This window comes from Corynebacterium haematomassiliense, assembly GCF_013978595.1.
GTDB lineage: Bacteria > Actinomycetota > Actinomycetes > Mycobacteriales > Mycobacteriaceae > Corynebacterium > Corynebacterium lehmanniae.
In genome coordinates this window covers 398,088-412,956 of record NZ_JACDTZ010000002.1, presented here as the reverse complement: position 1 = coordinate 412,956, position 14,869 = coordinate 398,088, and the positions used below count along the sequence as shown (strand labels likewise).

General features: G+C 66.1%; 19 protein-coding genes. 14 read left to right on the top strand and 5 right to left on the bottom strand.

The window, feature by feature from the left end:
* Positions 1 to 4: 4 nt before the first annotated feature.
* Positions 5 to 805 (top strand): inositol monophosphatase family protein, encoded by an 801-nt coding sequence (locus tag H0193_RS11360; RefSeq protein ID WP_338026665.1) that lies wholly within the window; start codon positions 5 to 7, stop codon positions 803 to 805.
* Positions 806 to 820: 15 nt separating this feature from the next.
* Here H0193_RS11360 and H0193_RS11355 read toward each other — a convergent pair whose 3' ends face one another.
* Positions 821 to 1,678 (bottom strand): chymotrypsin family serine protease, encoded by an 858-nt coding sequence (locus tag H0193_RS11355; protein ID WP_181889995.1) that lies wholly within the window; start codon positions 1,676 to 1,678, stop codon positions 821 to 823.
* A gap of 121 nt (positions 1,679 to 1,799) precedes the next feature.
* On the opposite strand from H0193_RS11355, the gene H0193_RS11350 reads away from it, so the two are divergent.
* Entirely contained in the window at positions 1,800 to 3,065 is a 1,266-nt protein-coding gene (locus H0193_RS11350) for a DUF418 domain-containing protein (RefSeq protein ID WP_181889994.1), read from the top strand.
* Positions 3,040 to 3,471: a GNAT family N-acetyltransferase gene (locus H0193_RS11345; RefSeq protein ID WP_181889993.1), complete on the top strand. Its 432-nt coding sequence runs from the start codon at positions 3,040 to 3,042 to the stop codon at positions 3,469 to 3,471. Before H0193_RS11350 ends, H0193_RS11345 begins: the two co-directional genes overlap by 26 nt.
* A 6-nt stretch (positions 3,472 to 3,477) precedes the next feature.
* Here the strand turns inward: H0193_RS11345 and H0193_RS11340 are convergent, their stop codons facing one another.
* Complete coding sequence (locus H0193_RS11340; protein WP_181889992.1) at positions 3,478 to 5,220, bottom strand: BCCT family transporter; 1,743 nt, start codon at positions 5,218 to 5,220, stop codon at positions 3,478 to 3,480.
* A gap of 42 nt (positions 5,221 to 5,262) precedes the next feature.
* A complete protein-coding gene (locus H0193_RS11335) occupies positions 5,263 to 5,430 on the bottom strand; it encodes a glycerol dehydrogenase (RefSeq protein ID WP_070473261.1) in 168 nt (55 codons plus the stop codon).
* A 100-nt stretch (positions 5,431 to 5,530) separates the two neighbouring features.
* Between H0193_RS11335 and H0193_RS11330 the strand changes: the two genes are divergently transcribed.
* From H0193_RS11330 to H0193_RS11320, 3 genes are read left to right on the top strand one after another with little or no spacing between them, the layout of a single operon-like run.
* On the top strand, positions 5,531 to 6,457 hold the full coding sequence (locus H0193_RS11330) for a cation diffusion facilitator family transporter (RefSeq protein ID WP_181890069.1): 927 nt from the start codon (positions 5,531 to 5,533) through the stop codon (positions 6,455 to 6,457).
* A 10-nt stretch (positions 6,458 to 6,467) separates the two neighbouring features.
* Complete coding sequence (locus H0193_RS11325) at positions 6,468 to 6,719, top strand: DUF7218 family protein (protein ID WP_181889991.1); 252 nt, start codon at positions 6,468 to 6,470, stop codon at positions 6,717 to 6,719.
* Complete coding sequence (locus H0193_RS11320) at positions 6,712 to 7,377, top strand: thiamine phosphate synthase (RefSeq protein ID WP_181889990.1); 666 nt, start codon at positions 6,712 to 6,714, stop codon at positions 7,375 to 7,377. The genes H0193_RS11325 and H0193_RS11320 overlap by 8 nt, the downstream gene beginning before the upstream one ends.
* Here H0193_RS11320 and H0193_RS11315 read toward each other — a convergent pair.
* Positions 7,374 to 7,748 (bottom strand): ectoine synthase, encoded by a 375-nt coding sequence (locus tag H0193_RS11315; RefSeq protein WP_181889989.1) that lies wholly within the window; start codon positions 7,746 to 7,748, stop codon positions 7,374 to 7,376. The two genes, H0193_RS11320 and H0193_RS11315, sit on opposite strands and share 4 nt — an antisense overlap.
* Before the next feature lie 85 nt (positions 7,749 to 7,833).
* Here H0193_RS11315 and thiO point away from each other — a divergent pair, with 85 nt between their 5' ends.
* The 8 genes from thiO (at position 7,834) to H0193_RS11275 (ending at position 13,286) form a co-directional block, all read left to right on the top strand.
* Positions 7,834 to 8,901: a glycine oxidase ThiO gene (thiO, locus tag H0193_RS11310; RefSeq protein ID WP_181890068.1), complete on the top strand. Its 1,068-nt coding sequence runs from the start codon at positions 7,834 to 7,836 to the stop codon at positions 8,899 to 8,901.
* Positions 8,898 to 9,092: a sulfur carrier protein ThiS gene (gene thiS, locus H0193_RS11305; RefSeq protein WP_181889988.1), complete on the top strand. Its 195-nt coding sequence runs from the start codon at positions 8,898 to 8,900 to the stop codon at positions 9,090 to 9,092. The genes thiO and thiS overlap by 4 nt, the downstream gene beginning before the upstream one ends.
* 2 nt (positions 9,093 to 9,094) lie before the next feature.
* A complete protein-coding gene (locus H0193_RS11300; RefSeq protein WP_181889987.1) occupies positions 9,095 to 9,877 on the top strand; it encodes a thiazole synthase in 783 nt (260 codons plus the stop codon).
* Entirely contained in the window at positions 9,878 to 10,978 is a 1,101-nt protein-coding gene (locus H0193_RS11295) for a ThiF family adenylyltransferase (RefSeq protein WP_181889986.1), read from the top strand. It abuts the gene before it with no gap.
* A gap of 17 nt (positions 10,979 to 10,995) precedes the next feature.
* Entirely contained in the window at positions 10,996 to 11,427 is a 432-nt protein-coding gene (locus tag H0193_RS11290) for a hypothetical protein (protein WP_181889985.1), read from the top strand.
* Between the two features lie 9 nt (positions 11,428 to 11,436).
* Positions 11,437 to 11,991: a hypothetical protein gene (locus H0193_RS11285; RefSeq protein ID WP_181889984.1), complete on the top strand. Its 555-nt coding sequence runs from the start codon at positions 11,437 to 11,439 to the stop codon at positions 11,989 to 11,991.
* 167 nt (positions 11,992 to 12,158) lie between these two features.
* The gene (locus H0193_RS11280) at positions 12,159 to 12,560 is read left to right on the top strand and encodes a hypothetical protein (protein ID WP_181889983.1); all 402 of its coding nucleotides are present in this window, start codon (positions 12,159 to 12,161) and stop codon (positions 12,558 to 12,560) included.
* Positions 12,561 to 12,602: 42 nt separating this feature from the next.
* Positions 12,603 to 13,286 (top strand): type 1 glutamine amidotransferase domain-containing protein, encoded by a 684-nt coding sequence (locus H0193_RS11275; RefSeq protein ID WP_181889982.1) that lies wholly within the window; start codon positions 12,603 to 12,605, stop codon positions 13,284 to 13,286.
* A gap of 238 nt (positions 13,287 to 13,524) precedes the next feature.
* Here H0193_RS11275 and H0193_RS11270 read toward each other — a convergent pair whose 3' ends face one another.
* On the bottom strand, positions 13,525 to 14,763 hold the full coding sequence (locus H0193_RS11270) for an IS256 family transposase (protein WP_181890067.1): 1,239 nt from the start codon (positions 14,761 to 14,763) through the stop codon (positions 13,525 to 13,527).
* Positions 14,764 to 14,869: the final 106 nt, after the last annotated feature.

Genomic DNA, 14,869 nt, shown 5'->3' with positions numbered 1-14,869 from the left:
CCGCGTGACCGATACGCAGCAGTTTATTTCCGACCACCGCAACGATTCCGACGCCGAGCTCGCAGCCGCGCTCGTGCGCCACGCCGGCCAGCTGGCGCTGCGCATGCGCGGCGAGGGCCTGGACGCGGAGGTGAAAACCTCTGTCTCCGACGTGGTCACGGAAGCCGACCGCACCGCGGAGCGCTTCGTGTCCGAGGCGCTTCAGGCGCTGCGCGGCGACGACGGCGTGATCGGCGAGGAGGGCGCCTCCCGCGCCTCTTCTACCGGCCGCACGTGGGTGATCGACCCGGTCGACGGCACCTACAACTTCTCCCAGGGCTCGGACTACTTCTGCTCGGCGATCGCACTTGTAGACGACAACTCCGCCCACTCCCCCGCCATCGGCGCCGTGCACCGCCCCGCCACGGACACCACGTGGATCGCGGCGGACGGTGCGGCCACGCGCGACGGGGTGGAGCTTGGGGGCTTGGCGGAGTCGTCGCTAGGCGAAAGCGCAGTGGTGACCTACCTGCACCCGACCTTTATGGCCAACGACGATGTGCGCGAGGCGTGGCTGCGCGTGGTCACGGGCGCGGCGACGATGCGCATGATGGGTGCGGGTTCCGTGGACCTGTCGAACCTCGCGTCCGGGCAGATGGGCGCGTGGCTGCAGCACACCGTGCCGGATTGGGATTGGCTGCCGGGCAAGGCGCTGGTCGAGGCCGTCGGCGGGCGCTGCATCAAGGTCGACGCGGGTGACGTGACCTGGTGCGTTGCCGGCAACCCGCAGATCGTGGGCGAGATCGCGGAGCGCCTGCAGGGCTAGCGGGGCCCGCGCCGCCTACGGCAGGCGGAACCCGCCCGGGATGTCGCCGAGCACGGCGTCCATGCGCAGCGCGCCCGTCGGCGCGTGCAGCGGGCCCTGCAGCGGGGTGCGGCAGGCCACGTTGAACGGCGGGCCCCAGATGCCGCCGTTGATCATGCCGATGACGCGGTCACCCACCATCAGCGGCGCGCCCGAGTCGCCCTGCATGGCGCAGACCTGGTTGGTGTTGCGCGCTTCCCAGTCGGTGTAGGTGGGACCGCAGGTGGTGCCGGAGGCCACGCCGGTCTTGCACACCACGCCGCCCGGCTTCACCGGTGCGCCGCCCAAGTGGTTGACGGTCACGCCGTTGTAGGAGCGGGTGACCTCGGTGTTGTCGGCGAGCGTGATCACCGCGTAGTCCAGCTCGCGGTTGACGTGTGTGATCGTGCCGGTGCGGCCGAGCTGCCAGGAGTCCGCGGAGCGTACGGCGTCGCCGACATTGCCGCAGTGGCCGGCGGTGACGGCGATTTTCTCGCCGCGGTCGTTGTAGCCGGCCGCCGTGGTGGTGCACATGACTTCCTTGCCGGGCTCGGAGCCGACATACAGCGGGGTGCTCGGGCCGTAGAGCGCGCGGCCGCGTCGCATCGCTTCATCGGACTCGGCCGGGGTGCGCGGTGCGTCGAAGAAGGAGCCGGGAACGCGGTGCAGGACCTTGTCCGCCATCGGCTTTCCGGCCAGGGCCTTGGACACCGGGTCGGTGCGCCAGACGTAGTTGACCAGGTCACCCACCGGCGCCTCCGCCTGTTGGGCGTGCGCCGCGGGGCTGCCGATAGCCGCCGAGGTGGCAATCAGAAACGCGGCGGTAAGCAGGCGGGCGGCGGACGAGCGACGCATAGCAACCCCAATCACATTGGCAACATGAGTATCAACAGAGACATTCAACCACATCCCTAACCTTCGCGGGCCAGTAACCGCAAACGTGGCTGATGCGCGGCTGAGGCGGTACCTTGAGCGCATGCACGAAGCCGCTAACGCCGAACAGCATCAACCCGAACACCAACCCACACAGCAACGCCCCCGCCTGATCGTCCCGGATCTGGCGCGCGGCACCGCCCTGTTGGGCATCGCGATGGCCAACGCCGCCCAGGCTTGGGTGATCAACGACTGGTCGGAGGACCAATCCCGCGTGGGCTGGTCCGTCGGCGGCGTGCGCCCGGACAGCGTGATCGACCAGATCGGCGCGGTGTTCGCCGCGATGTTCATCCACGTGCGCGGCCTGCCGATGTTCTCCACGCTGCTGGGCTTCGGCTTCGGCCTGGTCGCGGCCAGCCTGTACCGCAAGCACTACCCCGCCAAGCAGGCCCGGCGCGTGCTGTACCGCCGCTACGGCGCGCTCGCGCTGTTCGGCGTGGCGCACATGTTCCTGCTGTTCTACGGCGACATCATGCTCACCTACGGGCTGGTGGGCATCTTCCTCGCGGCGATGCTCACGCTGAGTTCGAAGACGCTGCGCATCATCGCCTACACCATCCTCGGCCTGTTCACGGCCCTCGGCGTCGCCGGCGGTATCGCGTCGTTCTACTTTGACGCCTCCGGCGGCTTCAACCAGTCCGAACCCACCGCCACCTTCGACACCTTCGGGGCGTACTTCTCGTCCAACCTGGACATGGCACTCGGGCAGCTGGTCGCGCAGCCGTTTGCGGTGCTGCAGCTGTTATCGCTTGCCATCATCGGCTACGTGTGGGCGCGAGAGCAGGTGCTTACCGACGTCCACGCGCACCGCCGCACCCTCGTCACCTGGAGCATTATCACCGGGCTGGTCATCCTCTGCGTCGGCCTGCCCTGGGGCTTAGCCGCCGCGGGCGTGCTGCCGGACGAGTGGGAGCTGCCGCTGTTCGTGCTCAACCAGGCGCTCGGCTACCTCACCGGCCCGGGCATTCTGGCGCTGCTCGCGCTGGCCACAGACGAGCTGAACAACCGGGTCCCGGGTTGGGCCCGGGCGTTCGTGGCGCTGGGCAAGCGCTCCATGTCGGGGTATCTCGCGCAGTCGTTCCTCTTCATTGCGATCTGCACCCCGGCGTTTTTGGGCATCGGCCTGGACACCTCGGTCACCGGCAAGCTGCTCATCGGCTTTGCAGTGTGGTTGATTACTCTGCTGCTGGCAGTTGCGCTGGACCGGGCGGGCAAGCAGGGCCCGTTCGAGTGGGCGCACCGCCACCTCTCCTACGGAAAGACGGGAAGGATTGAGCCGAAATATGATCAGCCTGAAATCGCTGCGTGAGATGACCCCACTCGAGGTTCACCAGCTGTACAAGCTGCGTGTGGACGTCTTCGTGGCAGAGCAGAACTGCCCCTTCAACGAGATCGACGACCAAGACGCGAGCCCTGACACCCGCCACATCCTCGCCTTCGACGGCGACACGTTGGCCGGGTGCGCCCGCGTCTTCCCCACCGCGGACGGCTCCCGCTTCGGCCGGTTTGTGGTCCACCCCGACCACCGCGGGTCCGGTCTCGGCCCGGAGATCGTGCGCACCGGCATCGCCTACACCGAGCGCTTCCCCGGCGACCTCATCGTCGAGGCGCAGTCCGGCCTAGTCGGCTACTACGAGCAGTTCGGGCTCGTGGCCGAGGGCGAGGAGTTCCTCGACACCGGCATCCCGCACAGAACAATGCGGCTGGCCCGCTAGCGCTGGCTACGTGTCGGACCTGCGGTCGTCGACAAGCGTGTCGTTCTCGCCGCTGCGATCCAACCTGAAGCCCTCGGGGAACTTCCAGGAATCGTCCTCCGCGTCGTACTCGAGCTCGGGGCGCTCGACCTCGTTGCCCTCCGCGTCATAGCCCGGGGCCGGCTTGTTCTCACCCTCCTCGAGCTTCTCCGCGGTGTCGGTCTTCTCCCAGGTGCGCGAGCGGGTCTTGCGCGCGGCGGCGGAGTCGTCGTTCATCGCCTTCGTCAGCGAGTACATCATGACGAAGTACATGAAGAAGAACGGCAGCGCGATGATGATCACCACTTGCTGCAGGGCTTCAATGCCGGAATCGTTGATAAACAGCAGCGCGCCGGTGACCAAACCGACGGCGACGACCCAGCCGACCCGGTAGTAGGTGGGCGACTTGTTCTCCTCGCCGGAGGCGAACATGTCCATCACCACCGCGGCGGAGTCCATGGAGGTGACAAAGTAGAACACGATCACCACCAGTGCCAGGGCTCCGGTGACGGCGTAGAGCGGGTACTCCGCAAGCAGGGAGAACAGCGCCTGCGGGGTGTCTCCCTCCTCCACCACCGGGGTGGTGAGCACGCCCGGGTCCTGCTCCTCCATGTCAATGGCAGCGCGGCCGAAGATGGAAAACCAGATCAGGTCGAAGGTGGTGGGCAGAAGCAGCGTGCCGCCGATGAACTCGCGCACAGTGCGGCCGCGGGAGATGCGGGCGAAGAACATGCCCACAAACGGCGACCAGCAAATAGTCCACGCCCAGTAGAAGGCGGTCCAGGTGGCGTGCCAGCCCGGGTTGTCGTTGTAGGAATCCACCCAGAACATCAGCTCCGGCAGCGACTGGGCGTAGATGCCGAAGGACTCGGTGATCTGGCCGAGCAGCTTCAGCGTGGGGCCGGTGAGCAGCACAAAGATCATCAGCAGAACCGTGCCGGCGATGTTCAGGTTGGACAGGATCTTCACCCCCTTGTCCAGACCCGTGGCCACGGAAATCGAGGCGGCGAGGGTGATCGCGCAGATGATGCCGATTTGTACGGGGGTGACCAGTGGGACGTCCCAAAGAATGTTCATGCCCGCAGAAATCTGCAGCACACCCAGGCCCACGGACACGGCGAGGCCGAAGACAGTGCCGATGATGCCCAGGGCGTCGAGCAGCTTGCCCGGGGTGTCGTAGACCTTGCCGCCGAGCAGCGGCGAGAACATCGACGACATGCGCGCGGGCATCTTTCGCTTATAGACGAAGTACCCCACGGCCAGACCAGGCAACGTGAAGATGACCCACATGTGGATGCCGAAGTGGTAGTAGGTGAACTGGAACGCCTGGATAATCGCGTCGCGGCTCATGGAGTCGTAGCCGCCGCGCGGCGGGTTGTAGGCGTGGTTGAGCGGCTCGGCCGCGCCCCAGAACATCAGCGTCGCGCCCATGCCGGCGGCGAAGAGCATGGCGAACCAGACGGGGTAGGAATACTCCGGCTCTTCGTCATCATCGCCCAGGCGCAGGTTGCCGTAGCGGGAGACGAACACCACGATGAGGAAGATCAGCGTGGCGGAGACGCCGCCGATGTAGAGCCACGTGAAGTGGTCCATCAGCCAGCCGGAGACGGCCGCGTAGGTTTCGCGGGCTTGGTCGCCGAACGCCAGGGTGGCGGCGACGAACACCAGGATGAAACCCAGCGCGGAGAAGAAAATCAGGGGATCAGATTGCAAACGGCGTGTGCGCGCCATGCGTGGTCCTATCTAGGGTTTTGGTCTGGTTAGCGTCCGGCGTTAGCGGCCGGGCTTGATCAGCGTGCCGGCGAGAGAAGACGTGACAGCTGAGCCCACCAGCACGCCGACGGTGTAGAGGATGCCGGTCACCCCCAGCATCTGCAGCAGCCAACCGAAAAACAGCGCGCCAATGACGGCACCAGCGATTGCGACGACCCAACGGCCCATAGTGAAAAACCTTCCTTAGCTTTATTAAGTGATTTGCGGTGTGTTCGAACCACGGTACCGATTTGCTAGGCTCAGCCTCTGCAACGCGGGCTTGAGAGGGATGACAACCGTGGCGAATACCGTGGCAGATAACGAGCAAAAACTCCTCGAACGATTCATATGGCTTTCCATCGCTGCAGCGGTGCTGACCATTGTGTTGAAGGCGACCGCCGCCTGGGTGACGGGCTCGGTGGGCTTTCTTTCAGACGCCATCGAATCCGGCATCAACCTCATCGCCGCCGCCGTGGGTCTGTGGGCGCTGAAGCTGTCGGCGAAGCCCGCGGACGCCAACCACCACTTCGGCCACGCCCGCGCCGAGTACTTCTCAGCGCAGGTGGAGGGCTCGCTGATCCTGCTTGCGTCGGTGGCCATCATCGTCACCGCCGTGGACAGGCTGATCCACCCGGTGCCGGTGGAGCAGCTCGGCATCGGCCTGGCATTTTCCGTCGTGGCCACCGCGATCAACGGCGCGGTCGGCGTGGCGCTCATCCGTGCGGGCAAAAAGTACCGCTCCACCGCCCTGGATGCCGACGGGCACCATTTGCTCACCGACGTCTGGACCACCGTCGGCGTCATCGTCGGCATGGCGCTGGTGTGGCTGACCGGCTGGCAGCCCCTTGACCCGATCGTGGCGCTGGTGGTGGGCGCGAACATCATGTTCACCGGCTACAAGCTGCTCAAGGGCGCGATCCTGGGCCTGCTGGCGGAGTCGCTGCCGAAGGAAGAAAACCAGATCGTCCACGCCTACTTGGACGAGTACGCCGCCGCCAACGGCGTGAAGTTCACTTCGGTGCGCACCACCGCGGCCGGGCGCGAGCGCATGGTCAACCTGGTCATGCAGGTCCCCGGCGACTGGTCCGTTTCCCACGCCCACGACCACGCCGACGCGATCGAGGCCGGCGTGGCCGAAGCCCTCGGCGGCGCGGAAACCATCGTGCACGTGGAGCCGCTGGGACATCCCACCCGCACCGGCCCGATGACGGTCTAGGCTGGCAGCCATGGCTGATTCGATCAAGGATCCCGAGCTCTACGAGGCCCTGCTGCGCGAGGGCAACTCCAAGTCCAAGGCGGCCGCCATCGCCAACGCGGCGGCGCGCGACGGCCGCTCCAAAGTCGGCGAGCGCGGCGGCGAGTCCGGCTCCTACGAGGACTGGACCAAAGACGAGCTGTATAAACGCGCCCAGGAGCTCGACATCGAGGGCCGCTCCGAGATGACCAAGGACGAGCTGATCGAGGCGCTGCGTGACTAAGCCGCTTGACCTGCGCTGCTACTTCGTCACTGGCCAGGGCCCGGACGTCGTGGAGCGCGCCCGCCAGGCCGCCGCCGGCGGCGCGGGTGTGATCCAGGTGCGCTCGAAGCCGATCACCGCGCGCGAGCTCTACGCGCTCTCCCGCGCCGTCGCCGAGGCTGTCCACTCCGTCAACCCGCAAACACATGTGCTTATCGACGACCGCGCCGACGTCGCCGCCGCCCTCCGCCACGAAGGCATTTCCGGCGTCCACGTCGGCCAGGACGACCTGGACGTGCGAGTGGTGCGCGAGTTGCTCGGGCCGGACGCGATCATCGGTCTGACCACCGGAACGTTAGAGCTGGTCCAGGCCGCCAACGAGCACAAGGACGTGATCGACTACATCGGCTGCGGGCCGTTCCGCGCCACCCCGACGAAGGATTCCGGACGCGCTCCGATCGGGCTGGACGGCTACCCGGAGCTGGTGGCCGCCTCCGAGCTGCCGCTGGTGGCCATCGGCGACGTCACCGCCGACGACGCCTACGACCTGGCCCGCGCGGGCGTGGACGGGCTGGCCATCGTGCGCGGCATCATGCACGCCGACGACGCGAAGGCGTACTGCGAGCGCGTGATCGCCGAATTCGACCGCGGCGCGCAGGACCACGCAGCCACCAGCTAGTACGAGCTGAACCCGTCGCCGGTGAGCTCGTGCACCTCGTCACCGGTAATCGCCGGGTTGAACACGGACACCAGCACGAGGTCCTCGTCCTTGCCGCCGCGCAGGTAGTGCGGGTCGTGCTCGTCCAGCACGTAGATGGTGCCCGGGGTGATGGGGTAGATGTTGCCGTCGGTGTCTTCGACCTCCCCGGAGCCGGCGATGCAGTAGCAGGCCTCGAGGTGGTTGCGGTATTCCAGTTTGGATTCGGTGCCAGCGCGGACCACGGTGTGGGCGACGGCGAACCCCATGTTGTCGCGGGCGGTGAGCAGGCGTTCGCTGGTGCCGCCGCCCCATTCGACGGTGTCGACGTCTTCACGGGATCGGATGAACATGTTGCACTCTCCTTGAATCTCGTCTGTCACACGTGCACCTGCCACGGTATCGAAATTCGCAAAACAGCACGGGAGAAGCGCTACCCTGTCAAGCGTGAACATCTCGGTCGTCGGCGCAGGAATTATCGGCTTGACCACGGCTCTCACGCTCGCGGACCGCGGCCACACGGTCACGGTCCACGACCCTGAGCCGGCCTCCGGCGCCTCCCACCACGCGGGCGGGATGCTCGCCCCGACCGCCGAGGTGGTGTACAAGCAGGACCCGCTCTTCCCGCTGATGCGCGCCTCCGCCGAGTGGTACCCCGAGCTGATCAACCTCACCGCCAAGTACTCGGACCTGCCCACCGGCTACCGCACCGACGGCACGCTCGTGGTCGCGCGCGACATCGCGGACAAGACCCACCTCGATGAGCTCACCGAGTACCAGTCCCGCCACGGCATGGCGGTGGACAAGCTCACCACCCGCGAAGCCCGCAAGCTCGAGCCGGCGCTCTCCCCCGCCATCAACGGCGCGGTGCGCATCGATGGCGACCACCAGGTGCAGCCCCGCCTGTTTACGCGTGCGCTTATCGACGCCTGCCGGTCCGCCAACGTCACCTTCACCACCAACCGCATTGACAGCCTCGACCAGCTCGAAGATGCCGACCAGGTGGTCGTCGCCAACGGCCTCGGCGCAAGCCAACTCATCCCCTCCCTGGACCTGCGCCCGGTCTACGGCGACGTGCTGCACGTGCGCGTGCCCAAGCACCAGTACCCGCTGCTCACACGCGTGGTCCGCGGGTTCGTTGAGGACCGCCCCGTCTACCTCATCCCGCGCGAGGACGGCACACTGACCATCGGCGCGACCACCCGCGAGGACGGCCGTGATCAGCCCCAGGTCCAGGGCATCCACCAGCTGTTGCGCGACGCGATCGAGCTCGTCCCGGCGTTGGAGGAGTGCGACTTCGTCGAGGCCACCGCGGGCGCGCGCCCGGGCACGCCGGACGACCTGCCCTACCTGGGCCGCGTCGACGAGCGCACGGTCGTGTCCACCGGGTACTTCCGGCACGGGATTCTGCTTGCGGGGTTGGGGGCGCGGGTTGGGGCGGAGCTCGTCGATAGGCAAGAGCTCTCAATAGACTTGACCGCGTGCGACCCGAGGAGGCATTCATGAACATCACGCTCAACGGAGAAGCGGCCACCACCGCCGCCGCGACGGTGGAGGAACTGGTGGCGGAGGTCGGCGCACCCGCCGACGGCACCGCGGTGGCCATCGACGGCGAGGTCGTGCCACGTTCGCAGTGGACACAAAAGCTTTACGACGGCTGCTCCGCCGACATCCTCACCGCAGTGCAAGGAGGCTAAACGTGCTGGAGATTGCCGGAAAGCAGTTCGGCTCGCACCTGATCATGGGCACGGGCGGGGCGAGCTCCTTCGACATGCTGGAGCAGGCTTTGAAGGCCTCCGGCACGGAGCTGACCACGGTGGCGATGCGCCGCCACTCCGCCACCACCGGCGGCGGGGAGAGCGTGTTTGACCTGCTGAAGCGCCTGGACATCGCGCCGCTGCCGAACACGGCCGGCTGCCGCACCGCGCGCGACGCGGTGATCACGGCGAAGCTGGCGCGCGAGGCGCTGGGCACCGACTGGGTAAAACTGGAGGTCATCGCGGACGACCGCACGCTGCTTCCCGACGTGGTGGAGACTGTGGACGCCTGCGAGATGCTCGTCGACGAGGGCTTTACCGTGCTGGCCTACACCTCCGACGACCCTGTGGCCGCCAAGCGCTTAGAGGATTTGGGCGCGGCTGCGGTGATGCCGCTGGGCTCGCCGATCGGCACCGGGCTTGGCATTTTGAACCCGCACAACATCGAGCTGATCTGCTCCCGCGCGGAAGTGCCGGTGCTTATCGACGCCGGCGTGGGCACCGCCTCCGACGCCTCCCTGGCCATGGAGCTGGGCTGCTCCGGTGTGCTGTTGGCCAGCGCGGTGAACCGCTGCCAGGACCCGGTGGCGATGGCGCAGGCCATGCGGCACGCGGTGGAGGCTGGCCGCCTGGCGCGCGCCGCGGGGCGGATCCCGAAGCGCGAGCACGCCGTGGCGTCCTCCACCTTCGACGGCCTTGCCAGCTGGGCCGACGAGGTTTTGTAAATGCTGCCGGAGCAAGAACTCAAGCGCACCGCGCGCCAGATGAACCTGCCCGGCTTCGGCCCGGAGCAACAGCAGCGCCTGCACGACGCCCACGTGCTGGTCATCGGTGCGGGCGGGTTGGGCTGCCCGATCATGCAGACGCTGGCGGCTACCGGTGTCGGGCACATCACAGTGTGGGACGACGACACGGTGGACCTGACCAACATCCACCGCCAGATCCTCTTCGGCGCGGACGATGTGGGCCGCAGGAAGGTCGACGTGGCCGCCGAAAAACTACGCGCCCTACAGCCGGGCATCGAAGTGACCACCTACTTCGACCGGCTGACGCCCGACAACTTCATCGAGGCGCTCGACGGCATCGACCTGCTCATCGACGGCTCCGACACCTTCGCCACCAAGTTCCTCGCCGCCGACGCCGCCGAGATCACCGGCACGCCGCTGTTGTGGGGCTCGGTGCTGCGCTACCGCGGCGACATCGCCCTGTGGCACTCCGGCCCCGGCGCGCCCGCGGACGGGGTGGGGCTGCGCGACCTCTACCCCACCCAGCCCGACGCGGATTCCGTGCCGGACTGCGCCACCGCCGGTGTGCTCGGCGTGACCACGTCGGTGGTCGGCTCGCTGATGTCCACCGAGGCGGTGAAGCTCCTCGCGGGCATCGGCGAGGTGCGCATCGGCCGGCTGCACATGTACGACGCGCTTTCCGCCACCATCCGCCGCTTCACCGTCACCCGCGACCCGGCGCGCGAGCTCGCCACCCACCTGGGCACCTACGCCGAGGCATGCACCGTGAACACCGAAGGGCAAGAGCTTTTCGACGCCCTCACGGCCCGCCACCTCCCCTCCCTCGACGTACGCGAACCGCACGAAAAGGCGATCGCGGATCTGCCCGTGCCGGGGATAAACCTCCCGCTCAGCGAGGTAGAACGGGACCCGGAGGCGGTGTCGAGGGCGCTTGCGCAGTTCTCCCCCGGCGACGAGGTTGTGGTGTATTGCGCTGGTGGTGTGCGCTCCGAAGGGTTCGTCGAAAAGCATGGCGCGCTGGCCGAAACACTGGGGATTTCTTTGAAATCTTTGCCCGGAGGCGTGCAACGCTGGACATAAACTGCAATACTCGTGTCATGCAGATCACAAAGACCGCCCCCATTGTTACCGCCGCCACTCTCATCGCCGCCGCAGCGCTTGCGCCGGCCGCATCCGCCAACATCGCCACCTACTCCAACACCTCGGGCGACGTCCGCTGCGAGATCTACCAGATCCATGGCACGACGAAGACCATCTGTGTGTCCGACCCCGCACGCAAGGCACAGCCGGAGTGCAACCCGCCGGAGCAGCTCGCCCCAGCCGTGAGCGTCGGTGACGGATCCGCCGCTGTCCACTGCTGGAACCAGGGCTTTACCAACCCGCCCCAGAAGTTGAACCCGCTGCAGGTCAAGCAGCTCGGCTCCGCATACATCGCCCCGGATTTCTCCGGCAACCTGTACGTGGCGGACATTGCCACCCGCGCGGTCATCCGCGCCGGCGCCACCAACCAGGTGCTGTTCAAGCTCTAGAAGAATCTCATGCGCACTCTTCTCCGCGGCGTCATCGCCGCTTTCACCGCCACCGCCGCCCTATCCGCCGGCGCAACCTCTGCCTCCGCCAACGAGGGCTTCAACCCCCGGCGCGTGGAGTGGCCCGCCGCCCACGGCGCACTGCCCGCGCAGCCGCCGTACGCCACGTTTTCCAACCAACAGGACACTGTGCGCTGCGGTGTCTACGCCATCGACGGCCAGGACTTCATCCACTGCCTCAGCCTGGTGGACACCATGCCGGGTCACATGTGCGCCGGCCAGGGCAAAGCCAACGCCATGAACCTGGGTAAGTGGGACGCGTGGGACTGCGCCGACACCAACGCCTTCGCCGGCGCCCCGAAGATGGGCAATCTGCAGCTGCGCCGCTACGGCACCACGTTCGTCGCCAGTGACACCAAGGGCAACTTTTTCGTCGGCGACCGGGAGCTCAGCCGCATCATCCGCGTCGGCAAGATTAACGACATTTACGCCGACCGCGGCCGCATCATCGCGTTCAACTCAAAGCTGCGCGGCTCGTCCATCCCGGCCATGTCGTCCATCTAACCCTCACCCACACATCCGTTCGATTCCGTCGCCTCCGGGATCGGACGGAAAATTATAATGTCGGCCTGTTCCACCACAACCGCATAAAGGAGGCGCCCTTGGGCGAGATATTGAGAGCCGCCGTGTACTGCGCAAAAGCGCCGTCGCTCTTCCCCCGAGAACTGCATATGTTGGCCGACATCGCGCGTAACGCTGACGATCACTCAGGACCTGTCCTGGACAGCGACGGCACCGTGCGCGAAGCCCGCAGGGGTTACGTGCGGCGCCTGGGAGATCCGAAAGACAAGCTCGGATTGAAGGCGAACATGCTGGAAACCCGCATGTTCATCTTCACCGCCACCGGCTGGCTCGCCCCGGTGGAAGGCCCGGAACACGACGGCGCGTACCAGCTCAACGTGCCCCGCCTGCAGCGGCTGCTCGACGCGGCTGAGGCAGCGATGGCCACCGGTGAGCCGGACGCGGACGCCATCGCCGAAGCGGACCGGGAGCTGCCCGGCGACTTTGACACGCAAGCCCCGGACCTGGCGGACCAGGTGGACCGCCTGCTGGTCCGCAACCCGGCCACCTAGGCCCGCTGCGCCGGCCCGAGCGCTGGTGGTTCAATGGGGCGCATGAAATTTCTTGCGCTTTCCACCAGTGTCCACCGCTACACCGACTCCGGCATCCACACCGGTATGTGGCTCGGCGAGTACACGCACTTCTACGACGTGCTCACCGAAGTCGGCCACGAGGTCACCCTCGCCAGCGTCGACGGCGGCGCCGTACCCATCGACCCAGTGAGCCTGAAAACCCCGGTGATCCAGCTCGGCGGCACCAACAAGCGCTATGAGGACCCCGAGTTCATGGACCAACTCGACGACACCCCGGCCATCACGGATGTGAACCTCGACGATTACGCCGGCATCTACCTCATCGGCGGCCACGGCACCATGTTCGACTTCGCGGCCGACGAGGTGAAACATGCCGTCGCCCACTTCGCCGACGCAGACAAGATCGTTGCCGCGGTCTGCCACGGCCCGTGCGGCCTGCTCGACGTCACCCTCGCAAACGGCGCCAAGCTTCTCGACGGCCGCCACGTCACCGGCTACTCCTGGACCGAAGAAAAACTGGCCCGCCGCACCGAGGAAGTCCCCTTCAGCCTGGAAGAGAAACTCCGCGACCAAGCCGGCGAGTACACCACCGCCAAGATCCCGATGACCAAGCACGTCGTCGTCGACGGCAACCTGATCACCGGCCAAAACCCGACGTCGGCGGCGGGGGTCGGCGAAGCGGTGCTGGAAGTGCTGGGCGAATAGCCCGCAATGCAAAACCCGGCCAGAGATTTTCTCTTTGGTCGGGTTGCAATCAGAGGGACCACCCGGAGTCCTAGCAACCGGGGGGTAGTTGCCAATGTCTCGACGGGTGATCATAGATGTGCTCGAATATGCACCAGAACGAGCAAACATGCTCAGTGTGCGAAACACTCAGGGTCAAGTCCTGTGTAGTGGTGTAGCCGTTTGTGCTTTCGGCTCGGTATGAAGTTCGGGGTTTTTGTTAGGCGGTTAGCTGGTGGTGGTTGCCATGATCACCTCCTGTTTGGTGCATGAGGTGTTTGGTCTGTTCGAGTGCGGACAGTGACATGTAGCGTTTTTGCTGGATCCAATCGTCGTGCTGCTCTGCGAGGACCGCGCCGACAAGCCGGATGATCGATTCGCGGTTCGGGAAGATACCCACGACATCGGTGCGCCGGCGGATTTCCCGGTTTAGCCGCTCGGTGGGGTTGTTTGACCACACCTTCGTCCAGACTGGTTTCGGGGCTGCGGTAAACGCCAACACCTCATCGAGCGATTCCTCCAGATAGGCCGCAACCTGGGGGAACTTCGGCTCCAACAGGTCAACGACTTCGCGGGCTTGAGCCCAAGTGGATTGGGCGTCGGGTTGTTGGAAGATCGTCTGGAACATCGCAGAGACCATCGGCCACTGGGTTTTCGGGACTTTTTCGTAGAGGTTTTTCGCGAAGTGGGTGCGGCACCGCTGCCACGACGCGTCAGGCAGCACCTCGGAAATTGCGTGCTGGATGCCCTCATGGGCGTCACTGGTGATCAGGAAGACCCCGCGAAGCCCGCGGGCTTTTAGGTCTTGGAAGAAGCCTTTCCACGATGCGTTGGATTCCGCGGTGGCGACGTGCATGCCGAGCATTTCGCGGTACCCGTCGGCGTTGACCCCGGTGGCAAGCAGCACGCAGCATTTGACCACCCGGCCGCCTTCGCGCACTTTGATTGTCAACGCGTCGCATGACAGGTAGGCGTACCCGCCGGGGTCGAGTGGGCGGTTTCTGAAGTCGGCGACCATCTCGTCGAGTTCTTCCGACATGCGCGAGACTTGGGATTTCGACAGGTTGGAAATGCCAAGGGTTGCCACCAGATCGTTCATCCTGCGGGTGGAGACCCCTTTGAGATAGCACGTCGCGATCACAGTCGATAGTGCCCGTTCAGCCCGTGAGCGGCGCTCTAACAGCCAGTCTGGGAAGAACGCGCCGTGGCGCAGCTTTGGCACTGCCACGTCGATGGTGCCGACACGGGTGTCGAGGTCGCGGTGGCGATACCCGTTGCGGTGGTTGACCCGCTCGGTGGAAGCGACGCCGTATTCGGCGCCGCAGACGGTGTCGGCCTGGGCGGAGAGGATCTGGTTGATAAACCCTTGCAGCATCTGGCGCATCAGATCAGGGGAGGCTTGGGCGAGCAGATCATCCAGATAGGTTGTCGGGTCGATAGAATGCGGTGCAGCGGTCATCGTCATGTGCCTTTCGGTGAGATGTGGTAGTTGAGTCGAAAGGTTACTGGCGGTGGCCGCCCCTACATTTTCCAGGGCCCACCATCAGCAAGCGTTACACCACACT

What these genes read in the sequence shown, in the direction of transcription:
- H0193_RS11340 (WP_181889992.1), bottom strand. Translation starts at nt 5,220, where the DNA reads ATGGCGCGCACACGCCGTTTGCAATCTGATCCCCTGATTTTCTTCTCC.
- thiS (WP_181889988.1), top strand. Translation starts at nt 8,898, where the DNA reads ATGAACATCACGCTCAACGGAGAAGCGGCCACCACCGCCGCCGCGACG.
- H0193_RS11315 (WP_181889989.1), bottom strand. Translation starts at nt 7,748, where the DNA reads ATGTTCATCCGATCCCGTGAAGACGTCGACACCGTCGAATGGGGCGGC.
- H0193_RS11285 (WP_181889984.1), top strand. Translation starts at nt 11,437, where the DNA reads ATGCGCACTCTTCTCCGCGGCGTCATCGCCGCTTTCACCGCCACCGCC.
- H0193_RS11330 (WP_181890069.1), top strand. Translation starts at nt 5,531, where the DNA reads ATGACAACCGTGGCGAATACCGTGGCAGATAACGAGCAAAAACTCCTC.
- H0193_RS11345 (WP_181889993.1), top strand. Translation starts at nt 3,040, where the DNA reads ATGATCAGCCTGAAATCGCTGCGTGAGATGACCCCACTCGAGGTTCAC.
- H0193_RS11290 (WP_181889985.1), top strand. Translation starts at nt 10,996, where the DNA reads ATGCAGATCACAAAGACCGCCCCCATTGTTACCGCCGCCACTCTCATC.
- H0193_RS11350 (WP_181889994.1), top strand. Translation starts at nt 1,800, where the DNA reads ATGCACGAAGCCGCTAACGCCGAACAGCATCAACCCGAACACCAACCC.
- H0193_RS11325 (WP_181889991.1), top strand. Translation starts at nt 6,468, where the DNA reads ATGGCTGATTCGATCAAGGATCCCGAGCTCTACGAGGCCCTGCTGCGC.
- H0193_RS11355 (WP_181889995.1), bottom strand. Translation starts at nt 1,678, where the DNA reads ATGCGTCGCTCGTCCGCCGCCCGCCTGCTTACCGCCGCGTTTCTGATT.
- H0193_RS11280 (WP_181889983.1), top strand. Translation starts at nt 12,159, where the DNA reads ATGTTGGCCGACATCGCGCGTAACGCTGACGATCACTCAGGACCTGTC.
- H0193_RS11275 (WP_181889982.1), top strand. Translation starts at nt 12,603, where the DNA reads ATGAAATTTCTTGCGCTTTCCACCAGTGTCCACCGCTACACCGACTCC.
- H0193_RS11295 (WP_181889986.1), top strand. Translation starts at nt 9,878, where the DNA reads ATGCTGCCGGAGCAAGAACTCAAGCGCACCGCGCGCCAGATGAACCTG.
- H0193_RS11270 (WP_181890067.1), bottom strand. Translation starts at nt 14,763, where the DNA reads ATGACCGCTGCACCGCATTCTATCGACCCGACAACCTATCTGGATGAT.
- H0193_RS11335 (WP_070473261.1), bottom strand. Translation starts at nt 5,430, where the DNA reads ATGGGCCGTTGGGTCGTCGCAATCGCTGGTGCCGTCATTGGCGCGCTG.